This window comes from Devosia sp. MC532, assembly GCF_016461625.1.
In the GTDB taxonomy this organism is placed as follows: Bacteria; Pseudomonadota; Alphaproteobacteria; order Rhizobiales; family Devosiaceae; genus Devosia.
In genome coordinates, this window is record NZ_JAEMNZ010000002.1 from 82,577 (window position 1) to 103,310 (window position 20,734).

Consider the following 20,734-nt stretch of genomic DNA (forward strand, 5'->3'; position numbering starts at 1 on the left):
AATATTATGGTTAATTCTATGATATGAAAGGACTTTACACGTCAAGCGTCTGATTTGGTGGATTGCGTTATTGGGCCTCGTAGAACACGCAAAACAGTTTCGATGCGCCCCGCGCAGAGAGATTTTTTGGCTTTTTTCTGATCAGCGGCGACTTGCGGTGACCAGAAAACAGTGCCGAGTGTCAGACCTTGTTGTGCCTAAGGGCACGCGATCTAAGCCAGTTGCGAGAAGCGTTCGTCGAAGGAGTAGCCGGCGCCGCGGACCGTGCGGATGGGGTCGGCTTCCTTGCCGCGATTGATGGCGCGGCGGAGGCGGCCGATATGGACGTCCACAGTGCGTTCGTCGACATAGACGTCATTGCCCCAAACGCCGTCGAGAAGTTGCTCGCGGGTGTAGACGCGGCCCGGATGGGTCATGAGGTATTCGAGCAGGCGATATTCTGTCGGCCCAAGGTGAATGTCTCGGGACCCACGGCTGACGCGGTGAGTGGTGCGGTCTAGCTCAAGCTCACCAACCTTAAGCGCGTTCGTCACAAGGCTTGGGCTCGCCCGGCGCAGCAGCGCTTGAATACGGGCGACGAGTTCGGGGACAGAGAATGGTTTGACGATGTAGTCGTCTGCGCCGGTGGTGAGACCGCGCACGCGCTCTTCTTCTTCGCCACGGGCGGTGAGCATAATAATCGGTACGCGCGCGGTTTCTTCACGCGCACGCAGGCGACGGCAGATTTCGATGCCGGAAACTTCGGGTAACATCCAATCGAGCAGGATCAGATCAGGGACGCGTTCTGCGATGGCGTGGTGCGCTTCATCGCCGGTTTCCGCTGTGACGACATCAAAGCCCTCAGCCTGCAGATTGTATTGCAGGAGCAGGGAGATGTCGGCTTCGTCTTCGACAACAAGGATCGTCGCGGGCATGGGCGTGCTCCGTCAATCGGCCCCAAGGGACCGTTACTCAATATAGGGGATTTTCGAAGAGTTCGTCACGCCGATTGGGCGACGTGACGAAATTGGCGCTTAGGCTTTGATCTGCTGACGTTGGAGTTCTTGGACGTCGCTGGTGAGCTGCTTACCAGTCGAAAGATAGTAAGCGCGTTCAGCGATATTGGTTGCGTGGTCGCCCACACGTTCAAGACTCTTGGCGCAGAATAGCAGTTGGGTGCAGGGGGTGATGTTGCGCGGGTCTTCCATCATATAAGTGAGGAGTTCGCGGAACAGGGAAGTGTGCATGGCGTCGACATCATCATCACGATTGCAAACGTCAACGGCAGCTTCCGCATCACGATTGGCGTAGGCGTCGAGCGCCTCCTTGAGCTGACCGAGCACGAGAGCGGTCATGTTGCGGACGCCGCTGTAGAACGAGGCCTGCAGGTTGATCGTTTCGAGCTTGAGCGAGCGGCGGGCCAATTGCTTGGCCATATCGCCAACGCGCTCAAGATCCGACGCCACGTGGATGGCGGTGATGATCGAGCGCAGGTCGGACGCCATTGGCTGACGACGGGCGATCATGGACACGGCCATTTCGTCGATTTTGCGCTGCATGTCGTCAATACGCTGGTCGGCGATGATGGTCACGTCAGCCAGTTCGCGGTCGAGCTTGAGCAGGGCGCGCGTGCCGTTTTCGACAGCCGTTTCCACCTGACCACCCATTTCGGCGATGGCCTGCGCGAGGGCGAGAAGTTCTTCGTTATACGAGGTAACGATGTGCTCTGTGCCGGTATTGTGTGGCATGGCTGTGCTCTCCCCTTAGATTAACCGATACGGCCCATGATGTAGTCTTGGGTCTGCTTGTGGACTGGGTTGGTGAAGATGTCTTCCGTGTCGCCCTGTTCAATCAGATTACCCAAGTGGAAGAAGGCAGTCTTTTGCGAGACGCGGGCTGCCTGCTGCATCGAGTGGGTGACGATGACGATGGTGTAATTGGTCCGCAGCTCGTCAATCAGCTCTTCGATGATGGCGGTTGCAATCGGGTCGAGGGCCGAGCAGGGCTCGTCCATGAGAATGACTTCTGGGCCAACGGCGATGGCGCGGGCAATGCACAGACGTTGCTGCTGACCGCCGGACAGGCCGGTGCCTGGTTCCTGCAAGCGATCCTTCACTTCGTTCCAGAGACCTGCCTTTTGCAGCGAGGAGGTGACGATAGCGTCGAGATCGGTCTTGTTGCGGGCAAGGCCGTGAATGCGCGGACCGTAGGCGACGTTGTCGTAAATCGACTTCGGAAACGGGTTCGGCTTTTGGAACACCATGCCAACGCGGGCGCGCAGTTCGACCACGTCAAGGTCTGGCGCGCAAATGTCCTGACCGTCGAGTTCGATTTTACCGCCAACCTTGGCGCCTTCGATGGTGTCGTTCATGCGATTGATGCAGCGCAGGAAGGTCGACTTACCGCAGCCCGATGGACCGATGAAAGCGGTGACAGAGCGATCTGGGATGTCGATGGAAATGCCGTGCAAAGCTTGCTTGGCACCATAGTGCACGGTGACATCGCGGGCAGTCAGACGAATGGGATGCGCGATCATTTCAGACAGATCCGTATTGGCGCCGAGGGCAGTGTGGGGTGTCTTGGCCTTGGAGGCAAGGATATCCATTATGTGATCCTTATGCGCGCTTTTCGAGGCGAGATCTGAGGAAGATCGCGATCGCATTGAGGGAGATCATGAAGGCCAGCAGGACCATGATAGCGGCGGAGGTGCGGGCTTCAAAGAAGTTGCGGTTTTCGTTGCCCTGCCAGAGGTAGATCTGAACGGGGAGGGCGGTCGCCTGATCGAGCGGGGTTCCGGGGACCGACGCGACGAAGGCGTTCATGCCGATCAAGAGGAGCGGCGCGGTTTCACCCAAAGCCTGAGCGACGCCGATGATGGTAGCGGTCAGGATCGAAGGGAAGGTGACGGGAAGCACGTGGTGGAACACCATCTGCGTCTTGGAAGCACCCATGCCGAGCGCGGCTTGGCGCAGGGCCGGGGATACGCCTTTCAAAGCTGCGCGGGTGGCAATGATGATGGTCGGGAGCGTCATCAAGGTGAGGACGAGACCACCAGCCAAGGGGGCAGAGATGGGGAGGCGGAACCAGTTGATGAACACTGCGGCGCCCAGAAGACCGAAGACGATCGAGGGAACAGCCGCGAGGTTGTTGATGTTCACTTCGATCAAGTCGGTGAGGCGCGACTTGGGCGCGAACTCTTCAAGATAGATCGCGCTGCCCACGCCAATTGGCACGGCAAGAACAACCACAATCAGCATCATCCAGAGCGAACCCATGAAGGCGCCCAAGAGGCCAGCCGACGCGGGAGCGGAGCGACTATCAACGCTGGAGAGCAGCGACCACGCAAAGCCCTGCGTGATGGTGCCGTCTTCTTCGAAAATGTCGATGAGAGCACGCGCCGGGGCCGAGAGCTGTTGCTGACCGTCGCCCAAGCTGCGGTCAATATTGCCCTTGATCCAGTTATCGGCATTGGCCGAAGCGAGAAGCTCCATCTGCACGGTTTGGCCCATCAGGGACGGGTCGGCGACGAGGCGTTCACGGACTTCGTGACGGGCGTCGGTCTCGGCAATGGTCAGGAGCTGGCGGGTGTCGATCTCATACCCTTCCGGCGCTGCTTTGCGCAGGGAGGCTTCGATGACGTTATTCCAGTTGAGCATGGCGAGCTTCCGCTGCCAGGCCATGTTGGCAGCATGAAACTCAGCATCGGACTGACCGGCGGTGTGGACAGGGGCAGGCTCGATCTTGATCAGTTCAGGATCGTAGGTGATTTCCAGATGCAGGTTCGACTGCATGAACGCTGGAACGCCCTTACGGAGAACGTCGGTGAACAGAATGGCGACGAACCCAAGAGCGAGTGCAATGGCGACGACGCCAAAGCAACGGAAAAGCTTTTCGGTGCGGTGACGGCGCGCCAGTCCATCGCGGACGCGTTTACGGCGTTCGGCGGCAGTGTCGAGGACAGTGTTGGTCATTCGTACTGCTCCCGGAAGCGACGGACAATGTAGAGGGCGACAATGTTCAGGCAGAGGGTCATGACGAAGAGCGTCAAGCCCAAGGCGAAGGCAACCAGCGATTGTGGGCCGGTGAAGTCGGTGTCGCCGGTCAGTTGATTAACAATCGACACGGTGATGGTGGAGACAGGCTCCAGCGGGTTGCCGCGCAGGATTGGAGCGTTACCGGCAGCGAGAACCACGATCATGGTCTCACCAATGGCGCGGGACACGGCCAAGAGGAATGCGCCGACAATGCCTGGGAGAGCTGCTGGTAGAAGCACATTGCGGATGGCTTCAGATTGGGTGGCGCCGAGGCCGTAGGCACCATCACGGAGCGTACGCGGAACCTGATTGAGAATGTCGTCGGACAGGGAGGAGATGAACGGGATGATCATCACGCCCATAACGATACCAGCGGTCAGAGCGCTGGTAGCGCTGACGGAGATGCCAATGGAGGCGCCGAAGTCGCGCAGGAAGGGACCGACGGTGACGAGTGCGAAGAAGCCATAAACAATGGTTGGAATACCCGCGAGGATTTCGACCACAGGCTTGATGACGGCACGGACTTTTTTATGCGCGTATTGGTTGAGGTAGATCGCGGTCATCAGACCGATCGGGACCGCAACCAGCATGGCGATGGCTGAAATCATCAGCGTACCGCCGAGGAGAGGGAGCAGGCCATAAGACCCGGCATCACCTGAACCGGTGGAGGAGAACTTTGGCGCCCAGACGGTGCCGAAGAAGAAATCGAGCGGATTGACGAAGGTGAAGAAGCGCAGCGCTTCACTAACCAGCGAGGCAACAATGCCTACGGTGGTGAGGATCGCGACGGCCGAGAAGGCGATCAGCAGCCAGGAGATGGCGCGTTCAACTTCGTTGCGGGCGCGCAGGCGTGGGCTGATGCGGCGGCGGGCAAGGTTTAGGCCGAGGACGCCCAGACCTGCTGCGGAAGCCAACATGATTAGAAATGAGAGAAGCTGGAAGCGGCCAAGGTTTTCGCCAGCGGCTTGTTCAAACGGCAAAAGCTCGCCAGTGACACCGAAGCCAGAGGCAAGATCCTGAATGCGCTTGAGTTGGGCGTTGAGGCCCATTTGGTCGAGCCCCGTCAGAACATCCGTTGGGATCTGCGAGACCGTGAACCAATGGGTGACGCCGGGGTAGAAGAAGGCCCAGATGGCCAGCACCAGAACGGCAGGCACCAGAGTCCAAATCGCGGCGAGGGAGCCGTGATACTGGGAACGAGAATGGACGCGAACGCCGTTTGGCGTTGCGAGAGCGCGGCTCTTGGACCAGCCGAGCTGGTAAGCAAGACCAAGCAGGACGATGAGTAATCCGGCAACGATCGCTGTGTTCACTTTGTGGGGTCCTTACTGGCCCTAAGAGATGCGGGCCGCATCAGATGCGGCCCGCTGTTTGGGAGAATTACTGGCCCAGGAAGGTAGCCAGTACTTCGGCAGTGACTTCTGCCGGCTGCGGGATCAGACCCGCGGATTCGAGAGTGCCACCCTGACCCGACATGCCTTCAGAGATGAAGTATTCGGTGAATTCTGCTAGGCCCGGGATCGTGCCGATGTGCTGACCCTTGACGTAGAAGTAGAGTGGACGGGAAACTGGGTATTCGCCCGCAGCAACGGTTTCGAGCGAAGGAACAACGCCATCAATGGTCGCGACCTTGAGGGTGTCCTTGTTCTGGTCGTAGAACGAGAGGCCGAACACGCCGATGGTGTTCTTGTCTGCGGTCAGGCGCGCGAGAGTTTCGGTGTAGTCACCGGCGATTTCGACAACGACGTCCTGACGGAAGGTGGTGACAGCGGCTTCGGCTTCTTCTTCCGAAAGACCTTCTGGCAGACCTGCAGCTTCAGCACCTGGAGCGACAACCTTCTCCTGGAAGACTTCGCGGGTGCCGTGGTTCGAGCCAGGGATCGCGAGGGCGATTGGCTGGTTCGGCAGGGATGGGTCAACCTGATCCCAGGTGGTGTATGGGTTGTCGACAAGGGCGCCATCAACAGTAACCTTAGCCGCGATGGCCTTGTAAACGTGTTCTGGCTTCAGGGCGAAATCAGCGCCCGTTGCGGACGATGCGAAGACAATGCCGTCAAAGCCGAACTGGATTTCGCGGATGTCGGTAACGCCAGCGGCGTTGCAAGCTTCGCGCTCGCTGTCACGGATTGGACGCGATGCATTGGCGATGTCGATGGTATTTTCACCAACGCCTTCGCAGAACTGGCGGAAGCCACCACCGGTGCCGCCGGAGCCGACTACTGGGGTGTTGAATTCAGGGAAGGTCGCGCCAAACTCTTCAGCGACGATGGAAGAGAATGGGAGAACGGTCGAGGAGCCAGCAATCTGGATGGTGTCACGGGCCTGAGCGGCGACAGTGCCAAAAGCGGCGAGGGCGACAACAGCGGTGCTAGCGTAGAGTGCGATCTTCATAGGGAATTCCCTCTCGAAATTCGTTTTAGGTCTTGGCCAGCCATCTGTCTGGCCGCCCTGAACGTGGAGGACCATATTGCTGCACGGCGACAGATTTATTGCAGTTCAGTGACAGGTATGTGACGCGCTAAGATGCTGGTTTGCAACGACAAAATGAAAGATGATACGCTGTGTGACAGCTTATGTGACGGAGTGTGACACAGAGAATCTGAGACGATTAGCGCAGGAGGGGGCGCAGTTCGGACTGAATTTTGCGGATGAGCGGTAGAAAATGCGCGATCATTTTCGAGGTCGGAGCACGTGCTGTCTGGGCGCCGATGTTGACCGCAGCGACGACCTTACCGGACGTGTTATAGAGCGGCACAGCGATGGAGCAGAGACCGAGTTCGAGCTCTTGATCAATGACCGCAAAGCCCTGAGCAGCGACAACTGCCAGCTCTGTCAGAATTGAGGGCATATCTGCCTTGGTGCGCTCTGTGTAGGCGATTAGCTCAGAGCGTTCGAGAATGTCGCGCGCTTGGTCTTGTGGCAGGGCGGCCAGCAATATGCGTCCCATGGAGGTGCAATATGCCGGTAGGCGTGCGCCTTGGGCAAGGTTGATGGACATCACACGGCGGGTGGAGACGCGTGCAACATAGAGAATGTCGGTGCCATCCAAGACGGCGGCCGAGGTGGACTCATGTGTATCGCGCGATAGCTCTTCCAGAAATGGCTGGATCAGGCGGGGTAGGGGCGTGGTGGCGAGGTAGGAATGCCCCAGCTTTAGGACGCGCGGCGTGAGCTGGAAGAATTTACCATCATAAGTGGCATAGCCTTGATGCACGAGCGTGAGCAGGCATCGGCGTGCCGTGGCGCGCTCAAGGCCCGTTCGTGCAGAAACTTCGGTGATCGACATCCGTGAATGTTCCTCATCGAAACATTCGATAACCGATAGGCCTCTAATCAGGCCGTGAATGATATCGCCATCGCGCATGGGAGCTTTGTCGCGTTGTCTCGGAACAAGGTCAAGCGCGGTTCCGTTGCTACGCTTGTATTTTGGTGGTTCCACCACCACATCAGGCGGAGTTTTCTAGGAGAAGAAATGACGCAAGATCGTGCTTACGCGCAGTATGACATCGAAAAGAAGTCCCCGATCATCGCCTATGTGCTGTGGTTCTTCCTCGGCTATATCGGTGTTCACCGCTTTTATCTTGGGCGCGTGGTCAGCGGCCTCATCATGCTAGCGATGTCGGCGCTATTTGCGCTGCTGACGTTCGTGAGCTTTGGGCTGTTCGGATTTCTGTGGTTCATCATGGGCGCGTGGTGGCTCATTGATGCGCTCCTTATTCCCGGCATGATTTCACGCCGGAATAATGAGGTTGCGAACCGTGTGCTTGGGCGCCGCTACTAGTTTGTAGGCTGGTTCTCGATCTTGGCGTCGTCGGCCTTATTGGCCTCCGTCAGTGCTTTTTCATAGCGATCCCGGAACAAGGACGCTCGTGCGAGCAGCATCAGCGTCACCGGGGTCGTGAGTGTCATGAAGACAAAAATCGCGATCTCATGGAAGACGGGACGCTCTTGGATGACGGTAAAATAGATTGCCGAGCCCAAGAGGATCAGTCCGCCACCCATGCTTGTGCCCATGGTGGGGGCATGAATGCGCAGATAAAAATCATTGAGCCGGACCAAGCCAAGGCACCCTGCAAGAGTAAGTATGGAGCCAACAACCACGCATGCCGAAACGATGATTGCGAGCCAGAGGGGAAGGTCCGGGATCATTCGACCACCTCGCCACGCATGAGGAACTTTGCCAAGGCGACGGTGCCGACAAAGCCCAAAAGACCGATCAGCATGGCCAGTTCAAAGTAAATCTGGTTTGCGGTGCGAATGCCCAAAGCGATGAGCTGAAGCATGGCGACGACGTAGAGGGCGTCGAGCGCCAGGATGCGGTCTTGAGCGCGCGGGCCCATGAACATACGATAGAGGGTCGCGAGCATCGCGGCCGCAAGCATGACCTGTGCGCTGGTGATGCTCCACATCAGAATATCGTGGCTCATTGGAATACCTCCAACAGCGGTTTCTCGTAGCGATTGCGGACGGTGTTAATCCATTCATCAGCATCAATCAGATCGAACACGTGGAGCAAAACGACATTGCGTTCTTTGTCGTATTGCAGCCAGGCGCTGCCCGGCGTGGCGGTGACGATGCAGGCCAAGATGGCCAGGGCAAACTCATTGGTGAGTTGGAGTTCCATCTCGATGAACTCCGCCGTGGGCTTCGGGCGTCTCTGAATGAGAATAGTGAACACGGCCAAGTTCGACCGGATAATGTCGAGCCCTGCGACAAAGGTCATTTTGACCAAGGGCAAGACCCGTTTGATGCGGACACGATCCGGCAGAACGGGGAGTGCGAAGTGGGGCACGGCAATCGCTATGGCGATGCCCATGATGATGTGGCCGAGCCCGGCAGATTGCTGCAGCGTGAGCCACAACAACAGTAGCATGAGGGAGAGGACAGGATAGGGGAACAGCCTGCTCATTGTGTGTTCCTCATGCTGGTGAAGACAGCGTCGATATAGGCCTGAGGCGAATGCAAGAGGGCGGCCGTGTCGTTGAGGATGTCGAGGATGGGCCCAGCAAACAATGTCATCAGCACGCAGATGCCAATCAAGCCGATGATGGGCTGAATTTCGGCCACGCGCACCTGGATGCCTTCTTCAGGCATGGAGGTCCAGAAGATGTTGATGCCGTTACGCACCATGGCGATGAGCACCAAGAGCCCTGAAATGATCATGGCCGCAGTGTACCACCACGTCGCCGCAGTTGGAGCATTGCTTGCGTCGAACGCTGAGGACAGCATGATGAACTTCGACAAGAAGCCAGCAAAAGGCGGCAGGCCCGCCATCAACAGGGCGATAATGGCAAAGCAGCAGCTGATCAGCGCCGTTCCGGCCGGAATGGTGGGACTAACTTCCTGATCTTCGTCGATCTCTTCATCTTCTTCGTCGCCGTAGAATTCGAGCGAAACGGCGAGAACTTGCGCTTCCGCGGGCAAGCCTTGGTCGATGATGTCTTTGAGGAGGAACAGGGCACCCGCTGCGAGAGTTGCGACGATCACGTAGAACAGCGCGCCAGCTGTGACGCCGGGGTCGTTATAGGCAACGCTGAGCAGCAGCGTGCCTGCAGAAACGATGATCAAGTAGCTCGCGAGGCGATCGAGAGCCTTGGACTGCAAAACACCCAAGCTGCCATAGGCAATGGTGAGAAGGCCGAGCACGAACAGCGTGTTCTGGCCGAAATCATTGCCTTCGCCAACGACGAGGGTCCAGAGACGCAAGAGGGCATAGAAGCCGACCTTTGTCATGATCGCAAAGAGTGCTGCGACAGGCGGAACTGCTGCCGAATAGGCGGTCGGGAGCCAGAAGTGCAGGGGCCACGCGCCCGCCTTGACGAGGAAAGCAACGCCGAGAATAGCAGCGCCTGCTTCAAACAGACCGCGGTTCTCTTCACCCAACTGCGCCGATACGCGAGCGATATCGGCCATGTTTAGGGTGCCCGTGGTGCCATAGATCAAGGCTACGCCGATGAGGAAGAGCGATGAGGCGACGAGATTGACGGCGATATAGTGCAGGGCAGGGCGGACGCGATTGCGACCACCGCCGTGCAAAACCAGGCCATAGGACGCGGCCAGCAGGATTTCGAAGAAGACGAAAAGGTTGAACAAGTCCCCAGTCAGGAACGCACCATAAAGACCGATGGTCAGGGCGTGGAAGAGCGGGAAGAAGTTCGTGCCATTGCGATACCAATGGGCCGATGCAAACACCAAGGCGGCAAAGGCAAGGACTGCTGTGAGCAGCACCATGATTGCCGCCAAGCGGTCCGCAACCAGCACAATGCCGAACGGTACGGGCCAATTGCCAAGCGGGTAAACGGCTACGGCAGCATCGCCAGCTAGAATGATCGACGTGACGAGCAGTACTGCAACCAGTACGCTCATTGCGGCAAATGCGATGTTCAATCCGACGAAACGATCGCTGCGACCATCACCAATCAGCAGATTGGTGATGACGGCGATCATCGGGATGATGATCGGTAGAATAGCGACGTGAGCGAGATCCATCCTTAGCTCCCCTTTCCGTCGACGTGGTCATTACCCGACAGGCCACGGGTGGCCAGCATGACAACGAGGAAAAGAGCAGTCATCGCAAAGCCGATGACGATTGCGGTCAGAACGAGCGCTTGCGGAACCGGGTCTGCATATTGAGATGGGTCGATGTTTGCTTTGTCTGTGATGATCGGTGGGGCGTCCGTGCGCAGGCGGCCCATCGAGAGGATAAATAGGTTCACACCATAGGAAATGAGCGACAGACCAATGATCACCTGGAAGGTGCGTGGACGCAGGACGAGATAGGTGCCGGACGCGGTGAGAACGCCAATGGCGATGGCAAGAGTCAGTTCCATTGGTCGGCTCCCTTGGTTGGCTTACGGCGCGGCGCGGAGGCAGGCTTTGGTCCACGGATGGACTGGTGGGCGAGAGCAATGAGCAAGAGCACAGTTGCGCCGACCACGAGTGTGAACACGCCAATGTCGAAAATGAGAGCGCTCGCTAGCGGCACTTTGCCGATGAGCGGTATGTCGAGATAAGCGAAAGCCGTGGTCAGGAACGGATAACCGAGGGCCATAGACGCTAAACCCGTGACCAAGGCTGCCATAAGGCCCCAACCAATCCAGAGGATCGGACGGATACGGAGGCGGCTTTCCACCCAGCGAATGCCATTCGACATGTACTGGAGAATGAAGGCCAGCGACATGATGATGCCGGCAATAAAGCCACCACCTGGCAGATCGTGGCCGCGCAACAGCATGTAGAGCGCAATGGTGACAATGACCGGGAAGAGCCAGCGCATGATTTGGGCTGGGACGAGCATGAACTCGTTGAGCGCCTTGCGGTCGTCTTCTTCGGTTTCGGCAAAGGTGGCTTGCGCGACCTGCTGTTCAGGGCGAGAGACAGAGTCACTGGCTGGACGGAAGCGGCGCAACAGGGCGAAGACCGTGAGCGCGACAACGCCGAGAACAGTGATTTCGCCCAAGGTATCAAAACCGCGGAAGTCGACCAGCATCACGTTGACGATATTGGTGCCACCACCCTTGGCGTAGGCGTTCTCGACGAAGTAGCGCGAGATGCCATCGACGGCGGGGCGGGTCATGATGGCATAGGCGGCCAGGCCAACGCCGAGGCCAACTGCGGTGGCAATGGCGAAGTCGCGGTGACGGCGAATGCGAACGGCCCAAGTGGTGTCTTCGGCAACGGGACTGCGTTTTGGCAGCCAACGCAGGCCAAGAAGGATCAGCACGGTCGTGGCAATTTCGGCCAGAAGTTGGGTCAGCGCCAGATCAGGAGCGGAGAACCACGCAAAGGTTAGGCAGGTCGCAAGACCCGCTCCGCCCATGAGAATGAGCGCGGCAAGGCGATGGAATTTGGCTTGCTGTGCTGCGGCCAAAGCACTGAAGCCGCCCAAGAGCCAGACAATGGCCAAAATCGGATCGAAGCTCTCCGGCAGCGGCAGATTGCCCATGCGTGCCCAACCGGCGCCAAAGCCCGCGAAGAGGGAGGCGAGGACAACGATAAGCAGCTGTGTTTGCAGACGGGTGGTGCCGAGCTTTTGAACGGTGTTCTTGGCCCAGCGATTGGTCGCCGTCAGCAGGAGACGCTCAAAAATACGCTGGCCGATGATCCCCCGGAACAGTGGTGCCTGATCGGTGTCGCGCAGCTGGCGGTTGTAAAGCATGTAAATGAGCACGCCGCCCGCGAGGGCAATCAAGCTCATGATCAGTGGCAGGTTGAAGCCGTGCCAGATCGACAGGCTGTAGTAAGGCACATCTTGGCCAAGTACTGAGGCTACAGCGGCAGCGAGGTAAGGTCCGATAGTCAAGCCGGGCACAATGCCGACGGCGAGACAGATGATAACCAAGAGCTCGATCGGGCGACGCATGAGCGCAGGAGGCTCGTGCGGGGTCTTCTCGAGCTCGGTGCTTTCCGGGCCGAAGAAGACGCCATGGACGAACTTCAGCGAGTAGGCGACCGAGAAGGCGCCTGCAATCGTTGCGATGAGTGGCAGCGAGATGTTGACGAATGGGTTCTCGTTGAACTCTGCGGTTTCGGTGAAGAACATTTCCTTGGAGAGGAAACCGTTCAGTAGCGGAACGCCGGCCATAGCCGCACAGGCAATGATCGAGAACAGCGCGGTAAATGGCATGGCCTTGCGTAGGCCCGACAGTTTGCGGATGTCGCGCGTGCCGGTTTCGTGGTCGATGATGCCCACTGCCATGAACAGCGACGCTTTAAAGGTCGCATGGTTGGCAATGTGGAAGATCGCAGCGACCGCAGCGAGCGGCGTGCCCATGCCGAGAAGTGTGGTGATCAGGCCCAGATGGCTGATGGTCGAATAGGCCAAAAGGCCCTTCAGATCGCGCTGGTAGAGCGCGACGTACGAGCCGAGCAGAAGCGTTGCGAGGCCGGAATAGGTAACAATCCAGAACCAAAGGTCAGATTGCGACAGAACCGGCCAGAAGCGCGCGAGCATGAACACGCCCGCCTTTACCATGGTTGCGGAGTGCAGATAGGCCGACACAGGGGTCGGCGCGGTCATCGCGTTCGGCAACCAGAAGTGAAAAGGGAACTGCGCGCTTTTGGTGAAAGCGCCAAGCAGGAAGAGGATCAGCGTGACCGGATAAAGCTCGTGCGAAACGATCAGGTCGCCGGAGGCGAGAATGTCGTTGAGCTCGTAGCTACCAACAATGTGACCGATCAGCAGCAGCGCCACAAACAGCGCGAGCCCACCTGTGCCGGTAATAATGAGGGCCATGCGGGCGCCGTCGCGGGCGTCGCCACGGTGATACCAGTAGCCGATCAGCAGGAACGAGACCAAGCTGGTCATTTCCCAGAAGATGGCGAGTTGGATCACATTACCGGATAGCACCACGCCGAGCATGGCGCCCATGAAGGCGAGCAAAAGGGCATAAAAACGCGGAACGGGATCGCGCGGCGACATGTAGTAGCGCGCGTAAAGAACAACCAGAACGCCGATAAAGGTGATCAGAATGCTGAAGAGCCAAGCAAGGCCATCCATGCGGAACGTGAGGTTGAGTCCTGCCGAAGGCATCCACTCGATCGTGTGTTGAACAGCCCCACCAGTTGCGATTTGTGGGAAAAAGCTGATCGTTGCCGCAAGACCCGCAGCGCAAACAGCACCGGCCACCCAAGCAACGGCATTTCGAGCAGCAGCAGGAAAGTTCAGCACCAGTGCACTGGCGATGAAGGGCACGACACACAAGAAAGCGATAGTTATGCCGGGCATCGGTTCACGCGGTTGGTCTCCAGTGTAAGGGGGCCGCTAACCTATGAGTAGAATCTTTTACCCTTGGCAGCGCTGTGCAGCCCTATTTGGCAGCAATTTGGGGCGCTATTGCAATAGCGTAGCTGGTCAATTTGATTAATTTTGTGAACAATTTTCGACAGGCAGCCCGCGAACAGTGGGCGAGTTTTATGCGCGCAGTAAAGCGTCGGCGGTTGGTCCGGCTATTCTGGGCTGAAGTTCCGCCGGCAGCTCATTTAATGGACACGGTGGGCTTATCAGGAACCCTTGGACTTCTGGGCAAAGAAGCTCAGCTAGGCAGGCAAGTTGCTCTTCAGTTTCGACCCCTTCAGCCGTGCTGGTAATGTTCATCTTCTTGGTGATTTGTGTGACCATCTCAACAACGGCGCGAGCACGGGTTGAGTGTGGAAGTTCGCGGATGAAGGATTGGTCGATCTTTACCTTGTCAAATTCAAAGCGCAGCAGGCTCTGAAGTGATGAGTAGCCCGTACCAAAATCGTCAATTGAAAATTTAACGCCCAAGTCTTTGAAGTGTTTCAATGTCGATAGTGTTGTGTCTGACGCAGATAGAAATGCTGTTTCGGTGATTTCTAAAATAAGGCGCGACGGTGGTAGTCCAGTTTGCTCGAGGGTGGACGATATTCTGGAAGCGAGCGTAGGGTCGCGGAACTGGACAGGGGATATATTAACAGACACGCTGGTGTCTTCCTCCCAAGTCGCCGCTTGGGCGCATGCTTGATTGAGCACCCAGTCGCCAATGCTGAAGATGGTCTGGTTCGCTTCGGCGAGCGCAATAAAGGTCTCGGGGGGAATGGGGCCAAACTCCGGATGCGTCCAGCGCGCCAAGGTTTCGTAGCTGATAGGTCTGCCCGAAATGGTGCAGACGATGGGTTGGAAGACCAGCGACATCTCATTGCGTTCAAGGGCGACCGCTAGGTCGGTCTCTAGTCGTGCGTGTCGGACCCGAGTTTCGTCCAACTGCGGAAAATAGAAGCTGGTTTGACCGCGTCCGTCAGCTTTGGCTTGGTATAGCGCCACATCGGCGCGTCGGATCAATTCCTCGGACGAAATCGGAGATCGCTTAGACCAAGTCGCTATGCCAATGCTGACTCCAACACGTAAAGAGTTCGTCCCGATAAGGTAGGGGCGGGAGAGCTGGTCAATCAGCCATACACTAAAGCCCTGGTGGTCTTTGGCCTCGCCTAATGTGCTCATCACCGCGAACTCGTCGCCGCCAAACCGCGCGGGGAAGTACCCGTCTGGAAGGGCGGCGAGCATGCGGGCGGCGACAGCGCGCAATAGGTCATCACCAACTTGGTGACCGAGCGTGTCGTTGATGTCTTTGAATTTGTCGAGGTCGAGGAAGAAGAAGGCCATATGGCTGTCCTTCTCATCCTTCTGGCCCAACACATGCTCGAGGCGCTGGCGGAAGTGCGCGCGATTGGGCAGACCGGTCAATGAGTCATGCAGTGCCATATGGGTGATCCGCGCCTCGGCTGCGCGGACGCCAGAGATATCCTCAAAGGTTGCGAGCCATCCCCCATTTGCCATCGGCGTTTGGTTGACGGCATAGCTGTGTTTGTTGGGCAGATCGGTAATAACGAGCTGGGGGCGGCGCTTGATGACGGAGGGGGCAATAGCGTCATACAGATATTGAAAGGTGCGGTTGCCTTTCTTGCGCAGGGCGTTGATGGAAAGCCCTTCTAATTCGCTCTCGTCAATGCCCGTTAAAGCGCTGAAACGGCTGTTGTAGACGGCGAGTTTCCGGTGCTTATCAAACATGCAGAGCGCGTGGCTCATATTGTTGAGTGCGGCGTCAAACCGTTCGTTCTGGACGGTCACGGACTGCATTGTGCGTGTGAGTTCGGCCGTCAGGTCGCGGAGTTTGACTTGTGTTCGATCAAGTAGCCGCAGCTTGAGTGTGAGGACGCCGACGAGGAGCGCGCCGCACCCGATGAGAATGGCTTTGAGGATTTCTGAGAAGCTTGCGATATCCTGCAATTCACGCTTGTCACCGGCATAGAGCTGAGCGGAATAGCTGGACGCTTGCGCCGCAAAACTCGCCATTTTGCTGTCTAGTCGATTGAGCGCGCGAAGGCTGGTGTGGACCAGCGCCATGTTTGGGGTGTCGCCAGAGTTTAGGGCGATATCGGCGATGTCGAGCGCTTTTTTGACCTCCGTCATGGTCTCGCCATAGCCCGGATTTGTGTGCATGAAGTGCACGACGAGGCGCTCTTCCCCGACATGATCGGTGCTGCGCTCGAACTGCTGCAAGCGGCCAATAATGATATCGAGACGGAGCCGCACATCGTCTATCGACAGCTGGCTTCCGGGCAGAGAGTACATCGCCAAGGTTTGCTCGAACCGCAGAAATTCGTTCACGGTCTGGGCGACTGCAAAGGCTACTTCATAGGGTGAGAACGTGTCGTGTGCATGCTGACGTTCAGCCTCAATTGAGCTGACGTAGTAGGTCGCTGCGGCAAACAGGACTACTGTGCCAACGAGAAGCCAATTGAGCAGTCTAATAATGCCGAGCTGGTTGGCCTCATTCGATGACAAGTTTTGCAACCTGCCAAGCTGACCGTGAATAATAGAGGTGCGTGCGTAGCTCTGGCTTGAAGTCGTACGCGTAGATTATGAACAGCGGGCCTTTGTCGCGAACGCTCATAAACTCACCATCCCGCTTGAGGGCGAGAATCGGCTTGTTGGCCTTGATGTCGTCGAACGGAATCTCGGTCATGTAATCATTGAGTGCGATGGCGGTGATCTTGGTGGCGCCCGCATTCAGCTCGCCGATTAGCTCTTCGAGGGGTATGCCCTCAAAAACGGAGGTGCCATCGAACCACGGCGTACTTGTGGTGATCGATGCAGTCATCATCGCTTCTAAGCTGGCCTGATCATAAGTGATCTCGTCCGCCTCAGACGTTGCGCCGCTGTGCCCTGATATCGTGAGAATTGGGCGGGTGTTTTCGGTAGCAAAGTTTGGGGTGATGAACACTAGTGTTGCTATTAAAGCTTGGCAGGAGGTTCGTAATACTGTTTTTTGCATGGCATTAACCAGTTGCTGTTGCTTGTATTATGTCTCTATCTTCCTAACTCGAGATTAAATATGGCGGGGTAATGCGTTGTTTGTGCTTGAGATTCTATTGGTGGATTAGTTTGTTTTAATTGTCGGAATTTGTATCAGCTAGAGCGGTTTAGAGTGACGGCGGCGGGATAACGAAAACGCCCGGACGGTCTGGGACCATCCGGGCGGTAAGGTTCAGCGATTTACGGCTTTTCAGCTCTGAAAGAACGGCTGAGTGCCATGCGCTTCAATGGCGGTCGAGATGCGGCTCAGTGCAGTCACATAGGCGGCCGTACGGACGCTGATGTTCTTGTCCTTTGCCACCTGCCAGATAGCAGCGCCTTCGCGTTCCATGATGACGCGCAGGCGTTCATGGATTTCGTCGAGTGGCCAGTAGAAGCCCTGACGGTTCTGAACCCACTCGAAGTAGGAAACAGTCACGCCGCCAGCGTTCGCCAGAATATCTGGGAGGACAATGACGCCCTTCTTGTTGAGGATCGCATCTGCCTGCGCGGTGACAGGGCCGTTTGCGAGTTCAACAACGAGCTTGGCCTTGACCTGATCGGCATTGTCGATGGTGATCATGTCTTCCATCGCCGATGGAACAAGCACGTCACAGTCAACACCGACGACGTCGTCGATTGCCGTTGCTTGGCCGTCGGCGACCAAGGAAGCGACCGACTTGCCGTTCTTCTTGGCTTCGAACAGCTTTTCGATGTCGAGGCCGTTGGCGTTGTAAACGGTGCCACCGGTGTCGGAGACAGCAACGATGATGTGGCCATCGGACGCCATAAGGCGAGCCATGTGCTGGCCAGCGTTACCGAAGCCCTGGATCGCTACGCGCAACTTGTCGGCGAGACCTAGATCGTTGGCAAGGCGACGGACGAGATAGAAGCCACCGCGTGCGGTCGCGTCGTCACGACCCAGCGAACCGCCGAGAGCGATTGGCTTGCCGGTGATAACGGCTGGAGTAACGGCGTCGACGATCTGGTTATATTCGTCAGCCATCCAACCCATGATCATGGAGTTGGTGTAAACGTCTGGAGCCGGAATGTCGCGATCTGGACCGATGACGCGGGAGAAAGCCTGCATGTAAGCGCGCGAAAGGCGCTCTAGCTCAGACTTGGAAAGGTCGCGTGGGTTCACCTGAACCGCACCCTTACCACCGCCGTAAGGCAGGTTCATAACCGCGCACTTGAAGGTCATCCAAAACGCCAAGGTTTCGGTTTCGTCTTCAGTGGAGTGCGGGTGGAAACGAATGCCGCCCTTGGTTGGACCACGGGTATCATCGTAGCGGCAACGCCAGGACAGGAAAGACTTTCGCGAACCATCATCCATACGGATCATGAGGCGCATCTTATGCGTTTCACGCGGGAATTTCAGTTTTTCAAGCACGTCGGCGTCGACATCGATATGCGACGCAGCCTCATCGAGACGAACAAGGGCGCGGGACAGTAGTGTATCCGTCATGTTCTTAGCTTCCTCCTAGAACACTGCAGGTAAATGGAGTGTCACAACCCCGAAAGTCCAACTCGCAATGGACTTTGAAGCGAAACCCTCGGCGGCGGAGGCGGCAGGCTGAGCACCGTGCGTCTCGCGCTTAGGGCATCGCTGGGTTTGCGACGGATCAAGACATAGAAATGCAGCTATGGCTTGGTGATGAAGGATCATGATGGACAATTCGGTGGTCGCCGTGCCGGGGCTGTGTTCGACGTGCTTTGTGAGACCGTGTTGTGGAGGGAAATACTAACCTGACCCGCGCGCCGTGCTATTCAGCGCGGCCGCGGGCTGTAATCCTTCGACGGGGATACCCCGCAAAGGCTCCACAATGATCTCTGCCATATGAGCCAACATGGCGCGAACATGTCTAAAGTATGAGACGCTGTCAACGATCAACGTACCGGCGGGTACGGAGAATTCTTAATACTATCGAGGGGTTAGGATGGCCTCGCGCCGAAGAATTGAAATGACAGAAGTACTTACCTATCTTTGTTCAAGTGCAGGGAGCGACGATGGGTCGCTCAGAATATTTTTGGATTGAGGTTTGAAACGCGGCTCCGTGCCCAAGTTTGGTGGATTGGACTCCAGACTCAGGGGCAATCCTTCCCTCGCGTGATTGCACAGCGCTTGCGTGTCGCGCCCGAGAATGGCAACGAAAGCGACATGACAAAGCTTGGTTTTCTCGGCGCGATGAATCGCGATTTGGTGGCAAAACTTTCCGGCGCGGATTTGATAAAACAAATCGGCGTTGAGGCCGTGCCATTGGTCGAGACTGCGGTCAGCGATGAGGCGGCCAACTGTGGTGCTGAAGCGTTGGCGCGGCTTGGCGCAAAAATCTTTTTGGGCGGATCTGCATTTAATGTTGCCCGCGTCGTCGGTCTGCTGAACGAAACAAACCGAAAAATCGACGGGCAATTTATCGGGATGGCTGGCGCGATTGATGGCGGTTGGCCGCATGTCGAAACCTTGGCCGCACTCGGGATTGCTCCGCGCCAGATCGCAATGCTCGAGCTGCCCCCGGCCACATGTCTCGCCATGGTTGAGCCGGGCGGACGCACGTTGCTGACGGCATTGGGCGCCAATGCGAAGGTGCGCGAATATCTGACTGCGGAGCGCGCGCGCATCGTGTCTGCCGTCGCCGAGTGTGACGTGGTGCATATCACCTCGTTTCTCGATGCCGAGGTTCCTGGGTTGCTGGCGGGCATTGTGGCCGATGCCAAGGCGGTCAATCCGGAGCTGAAGCTCTCGCTTGATCCGGGCGCTGCTTGGGTGTTCCCGGGCGGGGATGGCTTTGCGCAGATCCTCAAACAGACCGACATTTTGCACCTCAATCATGAAGAGCTTGAGCATCTCATGAAATCAAGCGCCGGGGATATTCGCGGCGTCGGTGTGCGATTGGCGCAGTCTGGCTGGATGATTGTATCCCGGCACCACGAATGGGTAGGTGTCTACCAAGGGCAGGGGGGCGAGGTTTCAGCCCAGTACGAATTGCCGAAGACGAACGATGTTGTCAGCGTCGTTGATGCAAATGGGGCGGGTGACACTTTCTGCGGGGCGTTCTTGTGGGCTTGGCTCACGGGAAGTGCTGCCATCGATGCCGCACGGTTCGGCTTTGTGTGTGCGCGCGCTAAAGTCAGTGTGTCGGGGCCGCTAACACCGGACACTCTACCGCAAGAGGCCTTCGCGTTCGAACTCGGCCCAACCCGCTAGTTTTGCCGCTTTCGCATCTTTAGGGGTCTCGGCAGGCCTGGCTTTTTCCTCGCGCGCGAGGCGGCGTTTCCAAGCTGCCTGTCGACGGTTTTCGGCTGCGGTGAGCTTATCCTCTTCGCGCCATTCACTCATTTTATCGTCGTTGAGCATGTCTTCGACGACCTTAGGCTCAAACACGTGAAAGGTGATTTTGCGGGCGCGACCGTGGAGCTTGACGGTACGCGTTCCTGCGCTTGGTAGTCGGCCATCTTTTAGCCAGCGATGGCGTTCGCTGGTGGTGATCGTGAGAATGTCCTGAATTTCGCGTGGAATTATAGCGAGTTTCTCGATGCCCGCGAGATTGCGCTCAATCGTCTCTGAGGCGCGAGCGAACTCTTGTTCGTGGCCTTCCGGCATTCCCAAGATGAGAGTGCCGGGTCGTACATCCAGAAATTTGCGGAGCGTTGTGGGCAGCTTGGCGCGCATCTCCAGCATGATGCCTTTGGTGCGCACGGCGGAGCCCAGTGTCGCCGCTGTTGGCAGTGACCACTCCGCGATATGGACTGCTGGTTCAGGAGATTTTCGTTTGCTGGCCATGTGGCATAGATAGGCTTTTGCGCACCTAAAACAACAGTGCCGCAGTGCGCAGATTTGTGAAGGTAGGCCTATCGCGAGCGCCAGAGCTCACGAAAGCGTTTTAATGGCTTTTGATTATCAGCT

At 57.3% G+C, this 20,734-nt stretch carries 19 protein-coding genes; 2 read left to right on the forward strand and 17 right to left on the reverse strand.

Features of this window, described 5'->3' with window-relative positions:
- Positions 1–212: 212 nt before the first annotated feature.
- The 7 genes from phoB to JHC09_RS03445 all read right to left on the reverse strand — a co-directional run bounded on the left by phoB (position 213) and on the right by JHC09_RS03445 (position 7,377).
- Positions 213–914, reverse strand: coding sequence for a phosphate regulon transcriptional regulator PhoB (phoB, locus tag JHC09_RS03415; RefSeq protein ID WP_169196430.1), 702 nt, complete (start codon positions 912–914; stop codon positions 213–215).
- A gap of 99 nt (positions 915–1,013) precedes the next feature.
- Complete coding sequence (gene phoU, locus JHC09_RS03420) at positions 1,014–1,727, reverse strand: phosphate signaling complex protein PhoU (protein WP_199530830.1); 714 nt, start codon at positions 1,725–1,727, stop codon at positions 1,014–1,016.
- A 20-nt stretch (positions 1,728–1,747) separates the two neighbouring features.
- Positions 1,748–2,515: a phosphate ABC transporter ATP-binding protein PstB gene (gene pstB, locus JHC09_RS03425; RefSeq protein ID WP_248308883.1), complete on the reverse strand. Its 768-nt coding sequence runs from the start codon at positions 2,513–2,515 to the stop codon at positions 1,748–1,750.
- Positions 2,516–2,594: 79 nt separating this feature from the next.
- Positions 2,595–3,950, reverse strand: a complete 1,356-nt coding sequence (pstA, locus tag JHC09_RS03430; protein WP_199530832.1) for a phosphate ABC transporter permease PstA — start codon at positions 3,948–3,950, stop codon at positions 2,595–2,597.
- On the reverse strand, positions 3,947–5,326 hold the full coding sequence (gene pstC, locus JHC09_RS03435) for a phosphate ABC transporter permease subunit PstC (RefSeq protein WP_199530833.1): 1,380 nt from the start codon (positions 5,324–5,326) through the stop codon (positions 3,947–3,949). The genes pstA and pstC overlap by 4 nt, the downstream gene beginning before the upstream one ends.
- A 67-nt stretch (positions 5,327–5,393) precedes the next feature.
- The gene (locus JHC09_RS03440; protein WP_199530834.1) at positions 5,394–6,404 is read right to left on the reverse strand and encodes a substrate-binding domain-containing protein; all 1,011 of its coding nucleotides are present in this window, start codon (positions 6,402–6,404) and stop codon (positions 5,394–5,396) included.
- Positions 6,405–6,621: 217 nt separating this feature from the next.
- Positions 6,622–7,377 (reverse strand): IclR family transcriptional regulator, encoded by a 756-nt coding sequence (locus JHC09_RS03445; protein ID WP_169196424.1) that lies wholly within the window; start codon positions 7,375–7,377, stop codon positions 6,622–6,624.
- A gap of 108 nt (positions 7,378–7,485) precedes the next feature.
- Here JHC09_RS03445 and JHC09_RS03450 point away from each other — a divergent pair, with 108 nt between their 5' ends.
- Positions 7,486–7,794, forward strand: coding sequence for a TM2 domain-containing protein (locus JHC09_RS03450; RefSeq protein ID WP_199530835.1), 309 nt, complete (start codon positions 7,486–7,488; stop codon positions 7,792–7,794).
- Here the strand turns inward: JHC09_RS03450 and mnhG are convergent.
- The 9 genes from mnhG to JHC09_RS03495 all read right to left on the reverse strand — a co-directional run bounded on the left by mnhG (position 7,791) and on the right by JHC09_RS03495 (position 18,295).
- Positions 7,791–8,162 carry a monovalent cation/H(+) antiporter subunit G gene (mnhG, locus tag JHC09_RS03455; protein ID WP_199530836.1) on the reverse strand — a complete coding sequence of 124 codons (372 nt, stop codon included), beginning with the start codon at positions 8,160–8,162 and terminating at the stop codon, positions 7,791–7,793. The two genes, JHC09_RS03450 and mnhG, sit on opposite strands and share 4 nt — an antisense overlap.
- Complete coding sequence (locus JHC09_RS03460; RefSeq protein ID WP_169196421.1) at positions 8,159–8,440, reverse strand: K+/H+ antiporter subunit F; 282 nt, start codon at positions 8,438–8,440, stop codon at positions 8,159–8,161. Before JHC09_RS03460 ends, mnhG begins: the two co-directional genes overlap by 4 nt.
- Positions 8,437–8,922 carry a Na+/H+ antiporter subunit E gene (locus JHC09_RS03465; RefSeq protein ID WP_169196420.1) on the reverse strand — a complete coding sequence of 162 codons (486 nt, stop codon included), beginning with the start codon at positions 8,920–8,922 and terminating at the stop codon, positions 8,437–8,439. Before JHC09_RS03465 ends, JHC09_RS03460 begins: the two co-directional genes overlap by 4 nt.
- Complete coding sequence (locus JHC09_RS03470) at positions 8,919–10,502, reverse strand: monovalent cation/H+ antiporter subunit D (protein WP_199530837.1); 1,584 nt, start codon at positions 10,500–10,502, stop codon at positions 8,919–8,921. Before JHC09_RS03470 ends, JHC09_RS03465 begins: the two co-directional genes overlap by 4 nt.
- Before the next feature lie 2 nt (positions 10,503–10,504).
- The gene (locus JHC09_RS03475) at positions 10,505–10,843 is read right to left on the reverse strand and encodes a Na+/H+ antiporter subunit C (RefSeq protein WP_169196418.1); all 339 of its coding nucleotides are present in this window, start codon (positions 10,841–10,843) and stop codon (positions 10,505–10,507) included.
- Positions 10,834–13,740 carry a monovalent cation/H+ antiporter subunit A gene (locus JHC09_RS03480; RefSeq protein ID WP_169196417.1) on the reverse strand — a complete coding sequence of 969 codons (2,907 nt, stop codon included), beginning with the start codon at positions 13,738–13,740 and terminating at the stop codon, positions 10,834–10,836. The genes JHC09_RS03475 and JHC09_RS03480 overlap by 10 nt, the downstream gene beginning before the upstream one ends.
- 186 nt (positions 13,741–13,926) lie before the next feature.
- Positions 13,927–16,317, reverse strand: a complete 2,391-nt coding sequence (locus JHC09_RS03485; RefSeq protein ID WP_199530838.1) for an EAL domain-containing protein — start codon at positions 16,315–16,317, stop codon at positions 13,927–13,929.
- On the reverse strand, positions 16,304–16,756 hold the full coding sequence (locus tag JHC09_RS03490) for an oxidoreductase (protein WP_210338096.1): 453 nt from the start codon (positions 16,754–16,756) through the stop codon (positions 16,304–16,306). Before JHC09_RS03490 ends, JHC09_RS03485 begins: the two co-directional genes overlap by 14 nt.
- A 282-nt stretch (positions 16,757–17,038) precedes the next feature.
- Entirely contained in the window at positions 17,039–18,295 is a 1,257-nt protein-coding gene (locus JHC09_RS03495) for a Glu/Leu/Phe/Val dehydrogenase (RefSeq protein WP_169195090.1), read from the reverse strand.
- 693 nt (positions 18,296–18,988) lie between these two features.
- On the opposite strand from JHC09_RS03495, the gene JHC09_RS03500 reads away from it, so the two are divergent.
- On the forward strand, positions 18,989–20,035 hold the full coding sequence (locus tag JHC09_RS03500) for a carbohydrate kinase family protein (protein WP_199530839.1): 1,047 nt from the start codon (positions 18,989–18,991) through the stop codon (positions 20,033–20,035).
- On the opposite strand, the gene JHC09_RS03505 is transcribed toward JHC09_RS03500, so the two are convergent.
- Positions 19,991–20,611, reverse strand: coding sequence for a hypothetical protein (locus JHC09_RS03505; protein WP_199530840.1), 621 nt, complete (start codon positions 20,609–20,611; stop codon positions 19,991–19,993). The genes JHC09_RS03500 and JHC09_RS03505 overlap by 45 nt on opposite strands.
- Positions 20,612–20,734: the final 123 nt, after the last annotated feature.

Bases quoted from the DNA above. Each gene is read 5' to 3' on its own strand.
- phoB (WP_169196430.1), bottom strand. From the start codon at position 914: ATGCCCGCGACGATCCTTGTTGTCGAAGACGAAGCCGACATCTCCCTG.
- phoU (WP_199530830.1), bottom strand. From the start codon at position 1,727: ATGCCACACAATACCGGCACAGAGCACATCGTTACCTCGTATAACGAA.
- pstB (WP_248308883.1), bottom strand. From the start codon at position 2,515: ATGATCGCGCATCCCATTCGTCTGACTGCCCGCGATGTCACCGTGCAC.
- pstA (WP_199530832.1), bottom strand. From the start codon at position 3,950: ATGACCAACACTGTCCTCGACACTGCCGCCGAACGCCGTAAACGCGTC.
- JHC09_RS03440 (WP_199530834.1), bottom strand. From the start codon at position 6,404: ATGAAGATCGCACTCTACGCTAGCACCGCTGTTGTCGCCCTCGCCGCT.
- JHC09_RS03445 (WP_169196424.1), bottom strand. From the start codon at position 7,377: ATGCGCGATGGCGATATCATTCACGGCCTGATTAGAGGCCTATCGGTT.
- JHC09_RS03450 (WP_199530835.1), top strand. From the start codon at position 7,486: ATGACGCAAGATCGTGCTTACGCGCAGTATGACATCGAAAAGAAGTCC.
- mnhG (WP_199530836.1), bottom strand. From the start codon at position 8,162: ATGATCCCGGACCTTCCCCTCTGGCTCGCAATCATCGTTTCGGCATGC.
- JHC09_RS03460 (WP_169196421.1), bottom strand. From the start codon at position 8,440: ATGAGCCACGATATTCTGATGTGGAGCATCACCAGCGCACAGGTCATG.
- JHC09_RS03465 (WP_169196420.1), bottom strand. From the start codon at position 8,922: ATGAGCAGGCTGTTCCCCTATCCTGTCCTCTCCCTCATGCTACTGTTG.
- JHC09_RS03470 (WP_199530837.1), bottom strand. From the start codon at position 10,502: ATGGATCTCGCTCACGTCGCTATTCTACCGATCATCATCCCGATGATC.
- JHC09_RS03475 (WP_169196418.1), bottom strand. From the start codon at position 10,843: ATGGAACTGACTCTTGCCATCGCCATTGGCGTTCTCACCGCGTCCGGC.
- JHC09_RS03480 (WP_169196417.1), bottom strand. From the start codon at position 13,740: ATGCCCGGCATAACTATCGCTTTCTTGTGTGTCGTGCCCTTCATCGCC.
- JHC09_RS03495 (WP_169195090.1), bottom strand. From the start codon at position 18,295: ATGACGGATACACTACTGTCCCGCGCCCTTGTTCGTCTCGATGAGGCT.
- JHC09_RS03500 (WP_199530839.1), top strand. From the start codon at position 18,989: ATGACAAAGCTTGGTTTTCTCGGCGCGATGAATCGCGATTTGGTGGCA.
- JHC09_RS03505 (WP_199530840.1), bottom strand. From the start codon at position 20,611: ATGGCCAGCAAACGAAAATCTCCTGAACCAGCAGTCCATATCGCGGAG.